Genomic DNA, 18,573 nt, shown 5'->3' with positions numbered 1-18,573 from the left:
GATGGAGTAGCATGGCGGCATCCGGGCTCTCCTTTGCACGACATGGGCGCAATTCTCGCGGCGCGCGGCACCTTGCAGCGCGCTCTCTCGTCCCGCACTGTCTTCTCGCCAGACAGCCAGCACCGTGTCATTCCGACAAGGCATGCGCTGCGTCGCTTCACATGGCTGGCCGCCGTCCTGCCGCTCATCATGCTCGCGGCGTGCGCCAGCGCTCCCGCCCCCGAATCGCCGCCTGCGACCGGGCACACGGCATCAGCACCGCCCCCCGCGCGGTACAACATCAGCCGCTTCCCCATCGAGCATTACGATCAGGACGTCGATCACTGGATCCGGCCTGACGCCCCAGGTTACGATCAACCGCTACTTTCCGCGCAGGAACAGACCCGGCGCTTCGACGCGTTGCGCGCACGCTACTTCGGCACGGCACCGCGCGATCCGTCGCCTTGGAACGGTACGTGGCTCGCTACATCGCTCCTGAACGCGGGCGGTGCAGCCCAGCTCGCCGATTCGCAGGCCCGCCGCGTCAGCCGCTTCGACAACAGCCGCCCCGGCATTCGCAAGACCTACGGCGAGAACTTTCAGCCCCATACGCAGGCGTGGATCCGCGCGATCGAGTCCAACATGGCACTCGCGCAACTCGACGCCGATCACGCCAGTTGGCAATACGACCCGCACCGCCGTGGCATCACTGTCGAAAACGCACTCGTGCGCCTGCTGCCGACGAACGATCCCGCGTTCTACGATTTCCGTGAAGCGGGCGAAGGCTATCCGTTCGACGCCTTGCAGGACTCCGCGCTGCGCCCCGGCACGCCGGTCTACACGCTTGCACGCAGTCAGGACGGTGCGTGGCTGCTCGTGTATTCGCCCGACCTCGTCGGCTGGATCGATGCGCGCACGGTGGCATCCGTCGACGCGCACTTCGTCACCACCTGGCGCGACGCCGCACAACGCAGCCTCGGTGCCATCGTGCGTGGCGATGCGACGTTGAGCGACACGGTGCCGGGCACCACCACCGCCCTCTACCGGACGTTTGCCCCCATCGGCACCGTGCTACCGCTCGTGCAGTCGCGAGACGGTCGTCAGATGGCGATGTTCCCCATCGCCGACGCGCAGCGCCAAGCGCAAGTCCGGACGACGGCACTCGACGCATCGGGCTTCGTGCGGATGCCGTGGACGCTGACGCCACGTCATATGGCACAGGTGATGAAGCAACAGATCGGACGTCCGTACGGCTGGGGCAACACGCTCTTCTACAACGATTGCTCGGCCGAGACGCGCAGTCTGTTCGCGCCGTTCGGCGTGTGGCTACAGCGACATTCGTCCGATCAGTTGCGTGCCGGTCGGCGCACCGATCTGCGCAATGCCGACATCGACACACGCCTGCGCACGCTCGCCGAGCGCGGTCGGCCGCTGATGACGCTGATCCACATCAACGGTCACATCATGTTGTATCTCGGCAATGCCGAGCGAGACGGCGTGAGCGTGCCGATGACGTATCAGAACGTGTGGGGGTTATCGCCTGCGGATAACAGCCGTCGCAATGTGATTGGCGGGTCGGTGATCCTGCCGCTGCTCAAGACCTATCCGGAAGACCCCGCAGTGCGGTCGCTCGCTGGCAAGTCGCTGTTCGAAATCAGCGTGATCGGCGGTGACGAATCGAACGAGTCGACGCCATCGCCCGGCGTCGACTCCACGGAAGAAATGCCGCAGTGATCAGAAGCGTTCGGCCCTGAATGGCGCGGGATCGACTACCGGCGTGCCGCCCGTCATCATCTCGGCGACGAGGCGTCCCGTCACCGGCCCGAGCGTGAGGCCATGATGCGCATGACCGAAGGCGAACCACAGGTCGCGATGCGCCGGCGCGGGGCCGATGATCGGCTTCATGTCCGGTGTGCAGGGGCGGCGTCCGAGCCACGGCACCGGGTCAACGCGCTCGCCGAGCGGGAACGTCTCGCGCGCCAGCGGTTCGACGGCCGCCAGTTGCACCGGCGTGGGCGGCGTGTCGCGCAGGCCGAGTTCGACGCCTGTCGTCAGACGAATACCACCCGTCATCGGCGCGATGAGGAAACCGTACTCCGCATCGAGCACCGGTTGATTCAGCTTCGCGTCCGGCTGCGCACGATAGTGCATGTGGTAGCCGCGTTTGACGGCGAGCGGGAAGCGGTAGCCGAGCGCCCGGGTCACGGTGTCCGCCCACGGCCCCAGCGCAACGACCGCGCGACGGCCTTCGATGCGACCGACTTCGGTCTGCACCGACCAGTGCGGCTGCAATGTGGTCGCGTCACCGGTAAAAATGCGGCCGCCGAGCGATTCGAAGTAACGGGCATAGGCGGCGACAAGCGCGCCGGGATCGCTCACCGAATCGGACGCCGTGTAGCGCAATCCCCCCACCAGCGAGTGCGTGAGCGATGGCTCGTCCATACGCAATTGCTCGGCATCGAGACGCTCGAACGGCACGTCGTATTCGTGGCGCCAGCGCTCGGCGTCACGTTGTGCAGCGTCCATCGCAGACGTTGTGCGAAACACTTTCACCCAACCGCCTTCACGCAACAATGCCCCGGCGCGTGACGCCGCGATCAGGTCGCGATGCTCCGTCACGCAGTGCGCAATCAGCGTGCTGTAGTCGCGCGCGATGGCGGCATGACGCGTGGGTTCCGAGTGATACCAGTAGCGCGCGAGAAAGGGCCCGACAGTCCCCATGGCGGACGGGTGATAGCGCACGTCTGTGGAGCGATTGCGTGCGTAGCGCAGCAGCGTGCCGAGGTCGCGCGGAAACGCGTACGGATAGACGCCTTCGCGTTGAATCAGCCCGGCGTTGCCGAACGAGGTTTCATTGCCTGGCGACTTGCGGTCGATGAGCGCGACCGACATGCCGCGTCGCTGCAAATGCACAGCCACGGAAACACCAACGATACCGGCACCGAGCACTAGGGCGTCGTACGTCATGAGCGGGTGTCCGACGAGCTGTCAGACCATCAGAGAAGGAGGGGGAGCGGGCTCATACGCGTCACAGATCGCACGCGATTAAGCCCGACGTCCATGCGCGGTGGGCGCACGGACAGGTGACGAACGGCGGAATTACGCCAGTGCGGTCACGGCGATTTCGACTTCCAGGCCAGCGCGCATGAGCGGCGACTGCACACAGGCACGCGTCGGGGCGTGACCTTCGGGCACCCAGGCGTCCCACACGGCGTTGAATTCGGCGAAGTGTTTGGCGTCCGAGAGCCAGATGTTCGCGGTCAGCAGACGCGACTTGTTCACGCCCGCTTCGGCGAGCAGGGAATCGATGCGCGAGAGAATCTGGGTGGTTTGCTCTGTGACGGACACGTTGGCGGTGTCGGGGACCTGACCGGCCAGATACACGACGCCGTTGGCGATCACGATCTGGCTCATGCGAGCGTTGGTGTGCAGACGCTTGATTTCGTTCGACATAGGGGGGCACCGTAAAGAAAAAGGCGGGCCGGGAGTCGGCCCGGGTGCCGCTATCTTATACGACGCTTGCGGACTTCCCGCGTTGGGACGCCCATCCTCTCAGCGTTGCCTCACTGCCGAATCAGCGCCATCGCGCAATCGAGCACCGTGCGCTTGAGATCGGCCATGCCTTCCGGGGGCAGGAACGGCCCCATCATGTGGCGGTAGGAAACGGTCTTGCTGATGGCCGACGTGAGCATGAAGAACATCACGTCGGCGTCGGATACCGGACGGTTCTGCGCTTTGAGCCAGTCGGCAACGAGCGGCACCATCGCATCGCGATACGGACGCACGAGCCGCTGCGTGATGATGTCGAGTCGCTCGCCTTCTTCGGTCGCGGCCGTCGAAAAGAACATGCCGACGTCCGGGTTATCGAAAACGGCTTCCACGAATACGCGCACGGCCTTTTCGATGCGCTCGGATGCGTCGCCCGGCGCGTTGCGCAGGGCATGCGTTTCTTCAACCATCGAATGCGTGAGTGCCGCAATCTGATCGACAACCGCGACCCAAAGCGCTTCCTTCGAGCCGAAATGGTGCGAGATCAACGCAGCATCGACCCCGGACGCCTCGGCAATCTGCCGCACGCTACTCGCATAGAACCCCCGTTGCGCGAAGATGCGACGGGCGTTCAGTAGCAACGCGTCGGCACCATGCGTGCAGTCGCACGTAGGACGCCCACGCGTGCGTTTGCGGGGTGGTTCGGCTTGCGAGAGAGCTTTATCAGGAGTCATTGAGCGATGGGTGGGTCGGATTTCGCGACGGCAATACGCCAAGTCTACCCGACCCGAACGTACCTGCCTCCCCAGACACGTCCTATTTGACATGCTGGGTACACGGTCGCTATTATGCGCTTATTCATCACTTGTTGAATTGGACATTTCCCCCCCAAATGTCTCGCGCAAACCGAATCGTGATTGTCGGTGGCGGTATCGCCGGCCTGATGCTGGCAACTCGTCTGGGCAGAACGCTCGGCCGTGCCGGTGCTGCGCGCGTGACACTCGTCGACAGTCATCCCACTCATCTCTGGAAGCCGATGCTGCACACCGTGGCGGCAGGCACTTGCGACGTCGCGCATACTCAAGTGGCGTATCTCTCGCATGCGTGCAGCAACGGTTTCACCTATCAGGCGGGACGCATGAGCGGTCTGGACCGCGAGCGCCGGGAGATTGTGCTGGAGGAAATGGCAGGGCACGACGGCAAGCGCTTGCTCAACGAGCGTCGTGTGCCTTACGACGCGCTGGTGCTCGCGCTGGGCTCGCAAGCCGACGACGCCTCGCTACCCGGTGTGCGTGACGTTTGTCACTTCATCGACAGCCAGCCGCAGGCAGCTGCATTCAACGCGGCATTGCATTGCGAATCGCTGCGCAGCGCCGTGAACGACGACGCGTTGCGCATTGTCATTGCCGGTGGCGGCACCACAGGCGTTGCGCTGGCGGCGGAACTCAGCCGCACATTCGCGATGGCCGCCGGTTACGGCGATCCGCAGATTTGCGAACGACTGAAGCTCACGCTGATCGAGTGCGGACCGCGTCTGCTCGGCGCGTTTCCGCCCGACGTCTCCGCTTCGACACAAGATCAACTCGAACAACTCGGCTTTCGTGTCCTGACGGATACGCGCGTCGTGTGCGCCGACCGTGACGGCTTTTACCGCGACGATGGCCAGCTCATTCCTGGCGATTTGCTGGTATGGGCGGCAGGCGTGAAAGCGCCGGATTGTCTGCGTGGCATCGGCGGACTGACGACCAACGCAGCGAATCAGGTTGTAGTGCGCGCCACGTTGCAGACGGCGCAGGACGAACGCATTTTCGCGCTGGGCGATTGCGCGTCGTTCACGTCGTCGGGCGTGGGGCAGGACGAGTGTGCATTGCCGCCGACGGCACAGGTGGCAACGCAACAGGCGGCGCATCTCGGCCGTCATCTGGGCGCGTGGCTTGAAGGCCGCGCAATTCCGCCGTTCGCTTATCGCGACCCTGGCGCGTCGTTGTCGCTGTCTGGCTACAACGCGTTCGGCGCCCTCGGGCGATTCGGCTTTTTCAAAGGTGGCATCGTGCGCGGACGCTTTGCGCAGTGGAGCCACGCCATGTTGTACCGGCGTCATCAGCACGCGCTGCACGGGTTCGCCCGCGCAACCGTGTTGCTGGGCGCGGAAAAACTCGGCGGCCTTCGCGGGCCGCGCATCCGGCTGGCCTGAACATGCGAAGCGATCGAACCAATTGCCCGAACCGAAGCGGCAGCAGCCGCGCCTCCGGGACCGCAGCGTCCTCTTCTTCGTCGGTGTCCGCACCGACGTCCCGTACGTCCCATACGTCGCGCTCGTCACGTGCATCGCGTGATCAGGGCGTGTGGCAGCACACCGTTGCCATGCTCGACGCCGAGCCGGTCGTCTGCCGACCGGTGATCCCGTACACGCGACGCGCGCCTATCGTGCGCGTGCTGGAGATTTCCAGCGAGTTGACGATCACGGTGTCGTGGAACGACGCCACGGGTGGCAACTACGGCGCGCAGATCTGGCGCATCCGCAAGGCCCACCATCCGGGCGTGTGTGCGTTGACGAACGAGACCATCGACGTAGGCGATTTCGTTTATCGCCCGTTGGTCGGCGACATCCCGCCGCTCAACGCCGATGCGATGATCTCCGCCGAAGCAATCCGCGTCATGCGCGAGGCCGAGAACCGCGAACCCGAACCGGCGCTGTAATCGCACGCCACACGTTCCACCGTTCATACCCGCGCGCTGAAAAGTAGTTCCCCCCTCCCCCTGTTTGATTTCAGCGTGTTGCCGCCCCTTGAGGGCGGTTTTTTTTCGTCTCAAGGCTTCGCGGCACGTTCGGACCGAGTTGCTCTCCATCGCAGCCATCGCCGGCGTCATCCGCATCGTCCCGACACTCAATGTATCTGGACTCCGAAGCATTGAGCCATATCAAGAAGTTGAATTAGCACAAACGCCGTAGATTTTTCGGCTGTTTCCGCGCTTGGCGCGTCGTCGCTCATTCAACTTTTGCAATGCCAACAACGAAAACAAGAACGCTTTTGCTGGCGTGTTCGCTGTACGTCTCGGGGACGCAAGCTCAGCAAGTCCAACACTCCCAACACCTATTAACGCCACCGTCGCACGCCGACAAAGCCGCAGCCCGTCTGCGAGCGGAGCAGGATCAGCAGCGTCAGCAACAACAGGATGCGCGGGAGCGTGAAGCGAACGTCAACGCACCGCACGTACGATCGATGCATGAAGACGCATCAGGATGGCCGACGCTGACGGACGAAACCCCGTGCTTCCGCATCGACACGTTCGAACTCGATACACCGCAGGCGCTCTCCGAACCAGCACAGGGTGAGGGCGCTGCTTCGTCCACGTCGAACAAATTCGCGTTCGCCCGTGAGTGGACGAGTCACTACGCAGGCAAGTGCGTAGGAAAACAAGGATTGGAGACGATCGTCAAGGGGTTGCAACGCGAGATATTGCGGCGCGGCTACATCACGACACGTGTTCTGCTGCCAGAACAAGACCTCTCGACCGGGACGTTACGCATCGCGCTGATTCCCGGCGTCATCGGTCAGATCCGCTTCGACGATCCAACACTGCGCGGCACCTGGAAAAACGCATTTCCCACGCGAAGTGGCGACGTACTGGACCTGCGAGACCTGGAGCAAGGTCTGGAGCAAATGAAGCGCGTGCCGAATCAGGACGTCTCGATGCAAATCATCCCCTCGGCATCCAACGCGCCCGGACAAAGCGACATAGCGCTTGACGTTAACCGCACCCGCCCCTGGACGTTGATCGCCTCCGTCGACAACGCCGGGACGCGGGCGACAGGCAAGTTACAGGGCAGCCTCTCCGCTGGTGTCTTCAATCCGCTCGGCCTGAACGACATGTTCAATGTCGGCGTCACGCATGACTTGCTTCTGAGGGACCGAACCTTTGGATCCCGGGGTTGGAACGGCAGCTATTCGATACCGTGGGGCTACACAACGGCGACGCTTGCTGCGTACGCCAGTACGTACTACCAGCAGATCGCAGGTGTGAATCAGACGTTCGTCGCGAGCGGGAACGCGCAAACCGTCGATTTCAAACTCCATCGTGTGCTGTCCCGCAGTCAGCGCCACGTCACCGGCGCGCAAGTTCGTCTGTCGCGGCGCTTCGGACAGAGCTTCATCGAAGACATCGAAATCACGCACCAGCGACGCAACAACACCCTCCTTGAGCTAGGCCTGACGCAACGGCACTACCTGGGCAGCGCGCAACTCGACGGGTTCATTGCCTACCGGCAGGGTCTCGGCGCATTCGGCGCTCAGGCGGATCGTCTCGGCAGTCGCGGCGGGCCGACGTATCGCTTTCGCATGGCCGTCGTCGACGCCAACGTTAACGTGCCTTTCGCGCTCTCGCAGAAGCGGTTCAGGTTTGTCACCACGTTTCACGGTCAGTACACCGCGAACCACCTCTACTACATAGACAGCCTTTCGATCGGCAGTCGTTACACCGTACGTGGCTTCGACGGCGAAACCATGCTCGCCACCGCTCGCGGCTTCTATTGGCGCAACGAACTTCAGATCCCTATCGGGCAGACGGCCCAGTCCCTTTATGCGGGCGTCGACTTCGGACAGGTCTGGGGGCCACAGCCCGTGGCGCTGAACGGTACGCGGCTCACCGGGGCTGTCATGGGCGTCAAGGGCAGCGTCGTGACGCGCTTCGGGAGCTACGGCTACGACCTCTTCGCGGGCACGCCGCTTCACAAACCCTCCGGATTTCCCACAGCGAAGTGGACGGTCGGATTTCAGCTAACCGCCCACCTTTGATGCCGAAGCACGCGCGCTGCGCATGCGCCTGTCACGTTTCCGGTCCCGCCTTTCCTCGCTCGCCTTCCTTGCGCTAGGGCACTCACCCTCTCTGGTCATCACGTCAATGAACAAGAACCTCTTTCGATTAGTGCACAACCCGGCACGAAGCATGCTGATGGCCGTTGCGGAGACGGTCAGCACGGCGAGCAAAGCAGGGGCGAGTCGCATGCGTGCGGGTTCCGTCGCACGGCACATCGCACGTCTCACGCTGAGACCTATGGCGTTTGCGGCCCTCGTGGCCCTCGCCGCCCTCGGCACAACGCCAGCTCATGCGCAAGTGGCCGCCGCAGGCAATCTGCCGCCGTCCGTGATTCAGACAGCCAACGGCCTTCAGCAAGTCGATATCAATACGCCAAGCGCCGCCGGTGTTTCGCAAAACACGTATTCCCAGTTCGACGTTCCGCAAGCCGGTGTGATTCTGAACAATGCATCGACCATGACGCAGACTCAGCAGGCGGGCATGATCAACGGGAATCCGCACCTTGCGCCCGGCCAATCGGCTCGCATCATTCTGAATCAGGTGGATAGCAATGCGCCGAGTCAGTTGCGAGGCCACCTCGAAGTCGCGGGGAACCGGGCCGAAGTCATCGTGGCGAACGGTGCGGGCATCGTGGTTGACGGCGGTGGCTTCATCAACACCACACGCGGCATTCTCACGACCGGGACACCCATCTTCGACGCGAATGGCGGAATTCAGGGTTTCGACGTTACGCGCGGCGGCATCGCCATTCAAGGGGCCGGGCTCAACGCAGCCAACGTCGATCAAGTCGATCTTCTTGCGCGCGCCGTGCAGGCCAATGCCGTCATTTACGGCAAGACGTTGAATGTCATTACCGGCGCGAATCGAATCGATCACGACACCCTGGGAACGACGGTCACGACGGGAGATGGGTCCGCCCCGGCGGTCTCTGTCGACGTAAGTGCGCTCGGCGGCATGTACGCGAATCGCATCACGCTGGTCGGCACTGAAAACGGCGTCGGCGTGACGAATGGCGGCACGATTGCCGCACAACTGGGCGATCTGACGCTGACCAGCGCCGGGCATCTCGTGCAGACGGGAAAACTCAATGCCTCCGGCGATATCGCGATCGATGCTCAGGGCATCGCCAATAGCGGGACCGTCTACGCGCAACGGGACGCATTCATCCGCGCTAACGACACCCTCGCCAACAGCGGCACACTCGCCGCCCAGCGGCATCTGGCGTCCACGGCCGCAGACATGGACTCGACCGGTACGCTCGGTGCGGGTATCCACCGTGACGGGTCCGTTGATACCAGCGGCAATCTGACAGTCACCACTTCCGGGCGTCTGCGTGCGAGCGGTCTGAGTACTTCCGGCGGGAACGTCAGATTGGAAGGCAGCACGCTGGATCTCGCGGACGGCAAGACATCGTCACAAGGGGATCTGACGCTACTCGCCACGCGAGGTGACATGGATCTGTCGCGCGCCTCCACGAGTGCGCAAAGGCGGCTCGTCGCGAATGCCAAGGGCACGCTGATCAACGACCACGGCGCACTGGCCGGACGTCGGGAAGTAACACTTGACGCCGCTCGCCTGTCCAACGTCGACGGCAAAGTCTCGTCACAGGCAGCTCTGGTCGCCCGGATCGCTGAAGGGCTGACGAATCGGCGCGGGATATTCGTCTCGGACGGTGCGATAGATATCCGAAGCGGGTCCGTCGCCAATCATCACGGGCAGTTGCAAAGCGGTGGCAGCCTCTCGTTGACGACAACGTCACTCGACAACACTGCTGGGCGCATCGTCGCCCTTGGCACCGATGCGATGACGGTTGTGGCTTCTGAGACACTGACGAACGCAGAAGGCGGTGCAATCGGTGGCAATGGTGCCGTCATGATTCGCGGAGGACACATCGAGAATCTCGGTGTGTTCAGCAGCCAGTCGGACCTCGATATCGCCGCCCGGTCGCTCGACAATAGCGAAGGCACGCTGCGTGCGTCGAATCTCACGTCGGTCCGCGTCACAGGGGAATTAACCAATCGGGGCGGCAGCATCGCTGCTGGCAAGTCCGTAACGCTGGATGCCGAGACCCTCGCCAACAGCGACGGCGCAGTGCAAGCCGAACAACTGTCGCTTCGTGTTGCGGATCTCGTCAATCGCGGCGGCACGATCACGCAGACGGGCGCGGGGCCGATGTCGCTCCTTATCTCGGGCGAGTTCGACAATTCTTCTGGCGGCACGCTGCAAACGAACAGCACGAACCTGGCGTTATCGCCCGTCCGAATCAACAACAACGGCGGAACGATCACTCACGCAGGCAACGGCACGCTCACGCTGGATGCCAATAGCGGAGACGGCGAGATTCTGAACGTCGGTGGCACCGTGCGCAGCAACGGCATCGCAATCATCCGCGCAGACCATCTCGACAACTCTGCGGGTTCGATCAGCAGCAAAGGTGGACTCAGCGCAACGCTTCAGGGCGCATTGATCAACGCGGGTGGCAAGTTGCTCACGAACGGCGACATCACGCTTGCCAGCCAGACACTGACGAACGCAGACGGTATCGTCAACGGTGGGGCGAAATCGACGGTACGCGTCGACGCGTTGACCAATCGCGGCGGCACCATCGTCTCGCCCGATCTTGACGTGACAAGCCGCACCACACTCGACAACGACCACGGCACGCTCAAAGCGAACCAACTGTCGTTGAAGGCGACCGACCTTCTAAACCGAAGCGGGACGATCACGCATTACGGCGCAACCGCGATGCGGATCGATGTCGACGGTTTGCTGGATAACTCCGCGGGCGGCGTGTTGCAGAGCAACGGTTCGGACCTTACGTTGACGCCATCGTCGCTCAACAATAACGGCGGGAAGATTCTATCTGCCGGTACGGGGAAACTGACCATCGCGCCGGGAGGGGGGACTGGAACGCTAACGAATGTCGGCGGCGAGATCGTGTCAGGCGGTCAGTTGTCGCTGCTCGCGGCTCATCTCGATAACACGCAAGGCGCGCTGTCCTCACGCGGTGATTTTCAGGCCAACATCCTTAGCAACCTCATCAATTCACACGGTCTGATTCGGTCGCTGGGGTCCATCTCGCTCGGCACCGACGGGGACCTGCTCAATGTTCGGGGACGGATTCAGTCTGGCACCGAGAGCGGCAACGACACCCTCTCCGTTCGCGCGACGACGATTGACAACACGGACGGCCTTGTCGGCAATCTGGGGAATGGCGACACGGCGATGCTAAGCACCGGCAGAACCGTCAACCGTGGAGGTGTCATCACAGGTAATGGGCGTGTGGCTGTGACAGCCGCCGCCATAGACAATATCGACGGCGCGCAGTTAAGCGGCATGAGCGTCAGCGTCAATGCCGACACGCTCGACAACACTGGCGGCAGCATCGGCAACATTGCTGGCTCGCCCGGAGACATTGCGCTGGCGACAACGGGAGTCCTCACCAACGCCGGTGGTGAAATCGGTGCCACTCGGGATCTCAGCGTCAGTGCCGCCTCGCTCGCTGGCGGCGGTGGATATCGTGCGACTCAGGATGTGGCGATCAACGTTAGCGGGGATTTCACGCTCCAGCCGACATTCCAATTCGCAGCGGGTCGCAATCTGTCGATCACGCTGCCGGGCACGTTCACCAACGGCAGCGCGTTCTCGGCGATCCGTCATCTGACGGTGACCGCTGGTGACATCACAAACTACGGCTCGATCACTGTCGGAGGAACCCTCGCGACGCATTCCCGCACGTTGCGCAATGTCGGCTCGCTCGTGGGTGGCGATGTCTCGCTCACCGCCACATCGCAGTTATCGAACATCGGCGCGACCGCACTGATTGGCGCGACGAATGCCGACGGAACGCTGGAATTGCTCGCACCGTTCATCGACAACGTCGACGACACGACCGGTACCGATTCACAAGCGACGACAGCCATCTATGGTCTAGGCCGCGTCGTTATTGCCGGTCTCAAGGACGCAAGCGGTCGCTACGTCAATGCGAGCCGAATCCAAAATCACTCGGCGCTCATTCAGTCCGGCGCGGACATGGCGCTGCACGCGGATCAGGTGACGAATACGCGGCGTGCGATGCAAACCTCGGGATTCAGTTCGTCGGTGGATCCCGAGCTGATTGCCCGTCTCGGCATCAGCCTGAGTGGACGGACGGGCAAGGTGAATACCAAGAATCCGAACGCCATCGGCGGCGTCTACATCGAGCAACCGCACGGCGGGGAGTGGAACAGCGATTACATGTTCACGTCGTACTGGGGTGTGGCGACGGCCAACACCGTGACGTCGATCAGCCCGCAGGCGCAGATCATGTCGGGCGCGAACCTGAATGCGTCGGCGGTGGGTCTGTTCCAGAACTACTGGAGTGCGGTTTCCGCGACGGGTGACATCGCGATGCCCTCGACGCTGGACCAGAACAGCTGGCGGGATCAGGCCGCACCTGCGGTCACCGTCAGATACTCAGGGCACTACCACTACAACAATTACGACAACAGCAAGCATGACTGGCAGCTTCCTTTCGGCGACGCGACCTTCACGACCCAACGCCCCGGTGGGTATTCGCAGGTCGCGCCTGCGGACGTTCGTACTTATGCGCTTCCCGCCTATGAATCGAGCTTCGTCGCCAACGGCACGCTCTCCGGCTCGGGTGTCAGCGTTGAGAACACCGCAGGGAGTGCGGGCACGCCATCGCTCGGGTTACTGCCTGGACAGAATGCGACAGAGGTAAACGTCGGTGCGTTCGGCGGGAATGCGAGCGGCGCAAACACCGGCGTCACCTCGTTCCAGCACGACGGAATACTTATCGATCCGGTCATCGCCAACGCCGTCGCGTTAGACGTAATTGCGAACCTGACGATCCCGCAAGGCGGCCTGTTCCGACCGACTACCGCACCGGGTGCCAGGTACGTCATCGAATCGAATCCAGCCTTTACCAACGCAAAGACGTTTATCTCCAGCGATTACTACCTCAAGCAGATCGGCGTCGATCCGCAAACGGTGATCAAACGTCTGGGCGACGGCATGTACGAGCAGCAACTGGTCCGAAATCAGATCACAGCGCTCACCGGACGTGCTGTGCTCGGCCCCTTCGGCGATACGGAAAGCATGTTCGAGGTAATGATGACCTCCGGTGCTGCGCTCGCCAAGTCGCTGAACCTGCCGCTTGGCATGAGCCTGTCGGCGGAACAAGTTGCAGCGCTAACGAGCGACGTGATCGTGATGCAAACGCAGGTCGTCGACGGACAAGCCGTATTGGTACCGGTCGTCTATCTCGCGCAGACGGGGCGGCAAACCATGAACGGCCCATTGATCGCTGCGCGTGACGTCGATCTGAAGAACACGCAGCAATTCACTAATAGCGGCACGCTCAGCGCTGAGCGAACGCTCACGGTCGATGGCAAGTCCATCGACAACGCCTTCGGTGCATTGCAGAGCGGCGGGGTGATGACGTTGTCCACAGTCGGTGACGTCGACCTGAGTTCTGCGACGGTGAATGCAGGAAGCCTTGCATTGAAAGCGGGTGGCGATCTGAAGCTAAACACAACGGTCAACCGTGTCGATCAGGTCAGCGACACCGGGGCGACGCGCACCTCGACAACGCTCGGTCCCGCCGCGACGCTTAACGTCACGGGCGATGCGGTGATCGCCACTGGCGGCAACTTCGAGCAAAACGCAGGCACGTTGAACGTCGGCGGAAATCTCGGCATGGCGGTAAGCGGCAACTGGGAATTGAGCACCGTGCAGACGGGCGAGCAGAAGGTCGTCTCCCGCGCGAACGGCGTATCCGATACCAACATCAACGCGGCGACGGGCAGCGCGGTGACTGTCGGGGGTGTTTCCAATATCGGCGTGGGCGGCAATCTGAGCGCGACCGGGGCGGACATCAACCTCAAGGGAGGCGGCGCGATTGCGGCCCGGGGCGATGTCACATTACAGGCTGCGGTGACGACGTCCACCGTGCGAAGCAGCAGCGCGGACAGCGATTACTCGGAGTCGTCGTATCGATCCGATGACGCGGTCATGGGTACTACCGTGCACGCGGGGGACAGTCTCACGATTGCGTCCGGCAACGACATCAACTTGCTTGGCAGCGGCATCACGCTCGAACGTGGGACGGCAATGCTCGCGGCCGCGCGGGATGTGGTCGTCGGCGAAGTTACCGAGACCCACGAATATCACGGCCGTCATGAAGGCAGTCGCAGCGGCTTCGTCAGTAGCAAGCGCACATCGAGCACGATGGATTCGAAGACGGTGCAAGCGAACGGCAGCATGATCTCCGCCGATGCCGTCGCCATCGTCGCGGGTAATGACCTGAGCGTGCGAGGCAGCACGATTGTCGGGGGTAAGGGCGTCGCGCTTCAGGCAGGGCGTGATCTCACTATTCAGTCGACGGAGAGCCAGAGCGAGAGTCATTCCTCCTACGAGGAAAAGCGGTCGGGGTTCGGTATGTCCGGCGGGGTGGGCGTGTCTTATGGCAGTAGTCAGCAACGCGACCGGATGAACGAGAGCAGCGTGACGCAGACCAAGAGTCTCGTGGGGGCGCTCGATGGAAACGTCAGCATGATCGCTGGCAATGAGTTGCTGATTCGCGGAAGCGATATCGTCGCGACCGGTGACGTCACGGGGATTGGCCAGAGCGTGACGATCGAATCGTCCGTCAATCGTCAGCATCAGGACGAGACGCACGAGATGAAGCGCTCCGGCTTCACGCTGGCGATCAAGTCGCCGGTCATCGACGCCGTGCAGAACGTCGCCAATCAGACGCGTGCAGCGGTGGACAACGGCGGCGACGCACGGGTGTCCGCGCTGCGAGGTTACGCGGCGGGGAGTGGCGCATACGGTGCGTATGGCGAAGGCAAGGCGGCCCTGGATGCACTGAAGAAAGGCAAGGTGCCAGAAGGTAAGGTCGAGCTGAGCTGGGGGTCGTCGAGCAGCAAATCGACCTCGTCGATGGACATGACGCAGAACGATGCCAGCAACATCAGAGCGGGCGGCACCGTCGCGTTGATCGCCACTGGGGATGCGGCCTCGGGCAAAGGCAACGTCAACATCACAGGTTCAAATGTCGACGCCCGGGACGTCCTCCTTCAAGCCACCAATCAAGTCAACTTGCGCAACAGCACCGACACCGAGTCGATGCGCAGCGACAACCAATCGAAGAATGCTGGCTTTGGGGTGTCATACGGGACGAGTGGGTTCGGTATCTCCGCTTCCGTGTCGAAGGGGAACGGCGACGCCAACACGGATTCGGCATTCCAGAACAACACGCACATCAGCGCGAGCAACACCGCAGTGATAGTTAGCGGTGGGGATACGAACATCGTGGGGGCGGTTGTCGATGCGAAGACCGTCATCGCTCGCGTGGGTGGAGACCTGAACGTGGCCAGCGTGCAGGACACGACCGAAGGATCCGCGCATCAGCAAAGCATGGGCGGCGGCGTGAATCTCAGTATGGGCGGTGCATCAGGAAGCGCCAGCTATGCACGCGGTAATGCCAGCGGAAATTACGCGGGCGTAATCGAGCAGTCGGGATTGCAGGCGGGAGACGGCGGCTTCGACATCGCTGTCGCCGGGAATACGGATCTGAAGGGCGCGTACATCGCGAGCACAGCGGACGCCTCAAAGAACCGCCTGACGACAGGCACGCTGACGTTCAGCGACGTTGAAAACCACTCCGACTACAGCGCGAACAGCTTCGGCTTCGGCGGCGGGTTCACCGTCGGCAACGGGGGTGCTAACGAACGTACTACTGGCAAGACGTCGGGCAAGAACAAGGGTGGGATTTCTCCGATGTTGCCGCAAATGGAAAGCGGCAGCGAGCGCGCGACAACTCGCACCGGCGTAAGCGAGGGGACGATTGTCATCACCGACGCGGCGAACCAGACGCAAGATTTGGCGAATCTCAACAGAGATACTGCGGACCTGAATGGAACGGTCACGCGGACGCCAGATTTGCAGAATCTTCTCAGCGATCAATCACGTTTGATGCAGGCAGCGACGGCAGCAGGCGAAGCCGTCGCACGCGACATCGGCACGTACGCGGACAAGAAGGCGGAAGCGGCAGAAAAGCTTGCCGAGAAGACCAATGATCCCGCGCTGAAAGCGCAGTACTTGGAAGAGGCGAAACAATGGTCTGAAGGCGGCGACTATCGCGCGACGATGCACGCGGCAGGCGGCGCGCTCGTCGCCGGGTTGGGTGGAGGCAATGCATTAGGTGGTGCATTAGGCGCAGGGCTGACTTCGAAGCTCGGCCCCGTACTCAACGGCGTGAGCGACGACATCCGCAAGAAGCGCCCCACCGGAAACGCCGACATGGACGAGGCCCTCGGCCAGATTGTCGCAACAGGCCTAGGCACAGCGGTCGGTGCGATGGCCGGTGGCAGTTCAGGCGCGTTCACCGGATTCAATACGGATCGGTTTAATCGGCAGTTGGGGGATCCGGATAGAACGCTTGCCGAACACATCGCAAACCGAAGTAACGGCAAATACAGCAAGGAGCAAGTTGAGGATCAGTTGCGACTTATGGGCATTGAATACTCCGACGGCTCGTTTGTGCCACCTGGCGTCGTAGAGGAATTGAACGGACGCACCCCTTCCGATACTGGAGCACGATGGATCGATACCCGCATGGAAAACGCTCAAGGAAATCCGCTGATCGTTCAATCGATGCCGAAGGTGGATAGGGAACTGCAGGCGTACATCATGTCGACCTACGAATCTGCAACTCCGGGGCAAGTCCCCCTCACCTTCACATACGTGCCGACCCCGGTCGAAACCGATGCTAGGGAAACGGTGGCCAATTTGGCGGGAGGAGTATCGACTGCAGCAAGTCGATTTGGCGCGATCACAACGGCTAGCGCTTCAATTCCGTCACCCTACTCCCCCGGGCTTGCCACTGCATCCTTCATTGCGACCGTCACCGCAGTAGCGGCCGACGCAGTGGTCCAACTTGCGAAGCCAAATGTTGGCCAATATTGGACAAGCGGCGGTAGCGCATTAATAGTGGATCAATTATCTACGAAATACCCGATGATAAGTCCAGCAATTAATGAGACAGCCAACATTTTTAATTCAAGCGATTATTCTAAACTACTTCAAAATAAATTCAATTCGTTTTTCAATGGCATCAGTGAAATCAACAATCAAGAAGGTAACAAAAAATGAGAATAATTGAAGACGGTAACCTGACCGACTGGATGTGCACGGTACTAATCGTGGCTGGCGCAGCTATTTCGTACTTGACGGTCGAGTTCGCTACCCCCTCGTACTTTAGCGCCTCCCTTGCATTACTAGGATTCGCCGCCATGGCTATTGGCGGACTATGCGGCCGTGCACGCTTCTTAAAAATCCGTCCTTTTGGAACCGGTTATAAGAAAGCCCGCAAGAGTTACGAAACCCAACGGGACAAGGAGCACTCCTAGACTACGACTCCTCTGTTCCGGGGCAAGTCCCCGTCACCTTCACCTTCACATACGTGCCAACTCCGGTCGAAACCGACCTAAGAGGGACAGTCGCAGATGTTGCCGGTGACATTTCCACCGCTGCGGGTCCATTTGGTGCCATCACCGCTGCAGGAGCCTATGTGCCCACTCCGTATGCACCTGCACTGAAAACGGCATCTCAAATTGCCACGGCGACTGGAATTGTTGCCAACGCGGTGGTCCAAATGATGAAGCCTGATATGGGTGAGTACGCCGTCAAGGGTACGGTAAATTTCTTCGCGAAACCTCTAGGCGACCGGATTCCTGCCCTCAGTCCGGCGATTAATGAAACCGCAAACGTCATCAACAATAGTTCGGCTTCGAAAGAAGCTCAGGCGATAGCCAATAAATTTTTGTCACGTTTCTTAAATCAAAACAGGAGGTGGTCGTGAAAATAAAGTTTATTGAGAATGGGAATTTTTCCCGCTGGGTACGCGAGGGCCTGTTAGTTTTAGGAGCATCCATCATGGTGATTGCCGTCAAATACGTGCCGCCGGTCCCATTTGGTGGATGGCTTTTTTTTCTCGGGTTTGGTCTTGTCGCTCTAGGAGGTCTAGCAAGTAATGCCCATATGCTAGACATAAAGCCGTTCGACAACGAAAACAAGAAGGCTAGAAAAACCTATTCCTCGTCCGACGAAAATTAGGACAGCTAGTTGTCGCTCTGTTGGCGAAAGTAATTGAAGTTAAATAATTTCCGGAAGGTGGTGAGTTTGGCGCGTTCGGAGTCGAGGAGGGTCGTCGCTGCTCGTTCAATAGGGAAGCAAAGATATCTTTAAGGACTTTGCTATTGGCTACCGACCGCATCGGGA

At 61.3% G+C, this 18,573-nt stretch carries 10 protein-coding genes; 7 read left to right on the top strand and 3 right to left on the bottom strand.

The window, feature by feature from the left end:
* Positions 1 to 42 precede the first annotated feature (42 nt).
* Positions 43 to 1,713 carry a C40 family peptidase gene (locus PAN31117_RS16695; protein WP_150739188.1) on the top strand — a complete coding sequence of 557 codons (1,671 nt, stop codon included), beginning with the start codon at positions 43 to 45 and terminating at the stop codon, positions 1,711 to 1,713.
* Here PAN31117_RS16695 and PAN31117_RS16690 read toward each other — a convergent pair whose 3' ends face one another.
* From PAN31117_RS16690 to PAN31117_RS16680, 3 genes are all read right to left on the bottom strand, one after another.
* On the bottom strand, positions 1,714 to 2,946 hold the full coding sequence (locus PAN31117_RS16690) for an NAD(P)/FAD-dependent oxidoreductase (RefSeq protein WP_150739187.1): 1,233 nt from the start codon (positions 2,944 to 2,946) through the stop codon (positions 1,714 to 1,716).
* A 132-nt stretch (positions 2,947 to 3,078) separates the two neighbouring features.
* Entirely contained in the window at positions 3,079 to 3,432 is a 354-nt protein-coding gene (locus tag PAN31117_RS16685) for a RidA family protein (RefSeq protein WP_150739186.1), read from the bottom strand.
* 110 nt (positions 3,433 to 3,542) lie between these two features.
* Positions 3,543 to 4,202 (bottom strand): TetR/AcrR family transcriptional regulator, encoded by a 660-nt coding sequence (locus tag PAN31117_RS16680; RefSeq protein ID WP_150739185.1) that lies wholly within the window; start codon positions 4,200 to 4,202, stop codon positions 3,543 to 3,545.
* A gap of 158 nt (positions 4,203 to 4,360) precedes the next feature.
* Here PAN31117_RS16680 and PAN31117_RS16675 point away from each other — a divergent pair, with 158 nt between their 5' ends.
* The 6 genes from PAN31117_RS16675 (at position 4,361) to PAN31117_RS16645 (ending at position 18,408) form a co-directional block, all read left to right on the top strand.
* Positions 4,361 to 5,662, top strand: a complete 1,302-nt coding sequence (locus PAN31117_RS16675; RefSeq protein ID WP_150739184.1) for an NAD(P)/FAD-dependent oxidoreductase — start codon at positions 4,361 to 4,363, stop codon at positions 5,660 to 5,662.
* 2 nt (positions 5,663 to 5,664) lie between these two features.
* Entirely contained in the window at positions 5,665 to 6,168 is a 504-nt protein-coding gene (locus tag PAN31117_RS16670; protein WP_150739183.1) for a DUF3331 domain-containing protein, read from the top strand.
* A gap of 305 nt (positions 6,169 to 6,473) precedes the next feature.
* Entirely contained in the window at positions 6,474 to 8,264 is a 1,791-nt protein-coding gene (locus PAN31117_RS16665) for a ShlB/FhaC/HecB family hemolysin secretion/activation protein (protein ID WP_150739182.1), read from the top strand.
* A gap of 22 nt (positions 8,265 to 8,286) precedes the next feature.
* Positions 8,287 to 17,445, top strand: a complete 9,159-nt coding sequence (locus PAN31117_RS16660; RefSeq protein ID WP_150739181.1) for a hemagglutinin repeat-containing protein — start codon at positions 8,287 to 8,289, stop codon at positions 17,443 to 17,445.
* Between the two features lie 310 nt (positions 17,446 to 17,755).
* Positions 17,756 to 18,154, top strand: a complete 399-nt coding sequence (locus PAN31117_RS16650) for a hypothetical protein (RefSeq protein ID WP_150739179.1) — start codon at positions 17,756 to 17,758, stop codon at positions 18,152 to 18,154.
* Positions 18,151 to 18,408 (top strand): hypothetical protein, encoded by a 258-nt coding sequence (locus PAN31117_RS16645; RefSeq protein WP_150739178.1) that lies wholly within the window; start codon positions 18,151 to 18,153, stop codon positions 18,406 to 18,408. Before PAN31117_RS16650 ends, PAN31117_RS16645 begins: the two co-directional genes overlap by 4 nt.
* Positions 18,409 to 18,573: the final 165 nt, after the last annotated feature.

The organism is Pandoraea anapnoica (genome assembly GCF_902459765.1).
GTDB lineage: Bacteria > Pseudomonadota > Gammaproteobacteria > Burkholderiales > Burkholderiaceae > Pandoraea > Pandoraea anapnoica.
The sequence above is the reverse complement of the archived record's forward strand: the minus strand, read 5'-3'. Positions and strand labels throughout refer to the sequence as shown.